This window comes from Streptomyces sp. col6 (assembly GCF_008042035.1).
In the GTDB taxonomy this organism is placed as follows: Bacteria; Actinomycetota; Actinomycetes; order Streptomycetales; family Streptomycetaceae; genus Streptomyces.
The window spans coordinates 32,597-35,138 of record NZ_RDBL01000001.1 but is presented as its reverse complement, the minus strand read 5'-3'; the positions used below and the strand labels follow the sequence as shown (position 1 = coordinate 35,138).

The following is a 2,542-nucleotide window of genomic DNA, read 5'->3' as shown; positions in this document are numbered from 1 at the left end:
CTACGGCACCCCCGGCACCCGCCTCTACCGCACCGGCGACCTCGCCCACTTCGACCGGCACGGCCACCTGCACTACAACGGCCGCGCCGACAGCCAGGTGAAGATCCGGGGCTTCCGCGTCGAACCCGGAGAGGTCGAGGCCGCGCTCCTCACCCACCCCGGCATCACCCAGGCCACGGTCACCACCCACCGCCGCCGGCTCTCCGCGTACGTGGTGACCGGTACGTCGACCGTGACGACCGAGGACATCCGCCGGCACCTCGTCGAGCGGCTGCCCGAGCACATGGTGCCCACCTACTTCACCGTCCTCGACCGGCTCCCACTCACGCCCAACGGGAAAATCGACCGGCGCGCCCTGCCCGAACCGGCGGCCGTCGTCTCCCGGGGCCGCGCCCCGCGCACCCCGCTGGAAGAGACCCTGGTCGGCCTCTTCACGCGGACGCTGGGCGCCGAGAACGCGCTGACCATCGACGACGACTTCTTCCACCACGGCGGCCACTCGCTCCTGGGCGCCCGCCTCACCAACCACATCGCCGTCTCCCTGGACGTCCGGCTCACCGTCCGCGACGTCTTCGAGCACCCGACGCCGGCCCGGCTGGCCGAGCACATCACCGCGCTGAAGACCGCGCCGGCCGCCAAGAAGGCCCGGCCCGCCCTCCGCCGTCGTACCGAGACAGAACGGATCAGCTCATGAACTCTGCCTTCCCCGCCCCCGAAGACGTCGTCTGGGACCTTCCCGGTGACGGCCCGCACCGCCTGTCGCTGCTGGTGTTGCCCCACGCCGGGGGCAACGCCCACGCATACGGCGGCTGGCGCGAGCACCTGCCGGCCGATGTGCGGCTGCTGATCGGCCAGTACCCGGGCCGTGGCGCCCGCTACTGCGAGGACCTGCCGGTCTCGGTCGACGACCTGGCGCAGCCCGTGGTGGACTCGCTGCCCGCCGACACCGGCGAGCTGGTGGTGCTCGGGCACAGCATGGGGTCGCTGGTGGCCTTCGAGGTCGTACGCGCCCTGCGGGCCGCCGGCCGCACCCCGCGCCTGCTGATCGCCTCCGCGTGCCGGGCGCCGGTGCTGCCGAACCAGTGCCCCGTGCACCCGGAACTGCTGGACGACGACGAGCTGGTCGCGGCCATCAAGGAGCGCGGCGGCACCGACGACGGCATCCTGGACGACCCGGAGCTGCGCGAGATCGTCCTGCCGTCCATCCGCGCCGACTTCGCGATCGACGACGCCTACCGGTGCACCGCCCCGGACGCCCGGCTGGACTGCCCGGTCGCGGTGTTCGGCGGGGACGCCGACCCGATCGTCCCGGCGGAGATGCTCGCCGGCTGGTCGCTGGTGACCGGCCACGAGGTCGAGCCGCAGGTGCTGCCCGGTGACCACTTCTACTTCCAGCAGGACCTGGCGGGCTTCTTCGCTCACCTGAACCCGGTCCTCTACGCCCTGCGCGACTCCGCCACCGCGTCCGCGTAACCCCACCCGACTTCGTTCGAACCAAGCCGAGAAAGAGGAACCCATCGTGACCGCTCTCGCCCAGCCGCCCGCCGCCGCCGCCACCGGTATCACCCCTGTTCGCGAGCCCGGCAAGCCGGTGATCGTCCACACGCCGGAGTTCGGCTCCATGGCGGAGGCCACCGCGTGGCTGACCGCCCAGCGGCCCGCGATCCAGGCCGAGTTGCACCGCTCCGGCGCGGTCATGCTGCGCGGCCTGCCGGTACGGGACGCGGCGACGTTCGCCGAGGCACGTGACGCGCTGATCGCGGAGCGGGCCGGCTACAAGGAGAAGGCCACCCCGCGCACCGACTTCGGCGAGGGCGTGTTCTCCTCCACCGATCTGCCGGCCGTCCAGCCGATCCGGCTGCACAACGAGAACAGCTACACGCTGGACTTCCCCGGTGTGCTGCTCTTCGGCTGTGTCACCGCCGCCGAGACGGGCGGCGCCACCACCATCGGTGACATGCGCGCCGCACTGGCCATGCTGCCGCCGGAGCTGGCCGGTCGGTTCGCGGAGGCCGGCTGGCTGCTCGTACGCAACTACTCGGACCTGGCGGGCATGCCGTGGCGCAAGGCGTTCTCCTCGGAGAGCCCGGACGGTGCCGAGGAGTACTGCGACGCGCACGCCATCGGCTACGAGTGGCTGGACGAGGACACCCTGCGTACGCGGCAGAGGCGTTCGGCGATCATCACGCACCCGGTGACCGGCGAGAAGGTCTGGTTCAACCACTTCGCGTTCTGGAACGCCCGCAGCCTCGACGAGGACGTCCGCGAGGTGCTGGCCGAGACCTTCGGTGAGGACGGGCTGCCCTTCAACACCTACCTCGGGGACGGCACCGCCCTCACCGACGCGGAGGTGGACGCGATCAACGAGGCGTACCAGGCGGTCACCGTACGGGAGAGCTGGCAGTCGGGCGACGTGATGCTCGTCGACAACATCCTCTGCGCGCACGGCCGTGAGGCGTTCACCGGGGAGCGGAAGATCCTCGTCGCCATGGGCGAGCCGGTGCCGCTCTCGGACTGCTCGCCCGCCTCCGCCCCCTCCACC

General features: G+C 71.9%; 3 protein-coding genes. All 3 read left to right on the top strand.

The genetic code is table 11. The annotated features are described in order from the left end of the window. On the top strand, window positions 1-694 hold a 694-nt coding region (locus EAO73_RS00130; RefSeq protein ID WP_147969399.1), incomplete at its 5' end, for an AMP-binding enzyme. Then, window positions 691-1,473 (top strand): thioesterase II family protein, encoded by a 783-nt coding sequence (locus EAO73_RS00125; RefSeq protein ID WP_147969398.1) that lies wholly within the window; start codon window positions 691-693, stop codon window positions 1,471-1,473. The genes EAO73_RS00130 and EAO73_RS00125, both read left to right, overlap by 4 nt. Window positions 1,474-1,519: 46 nt before the next feature. Further along, the coding region (locus EAO73_RS00120; protein ID WP_147969403.1) for a TauD/TfdA family dioxygenase at window positions 1,520-2,542 on the top strand (1,023 nt) is incomplete at its 3' end.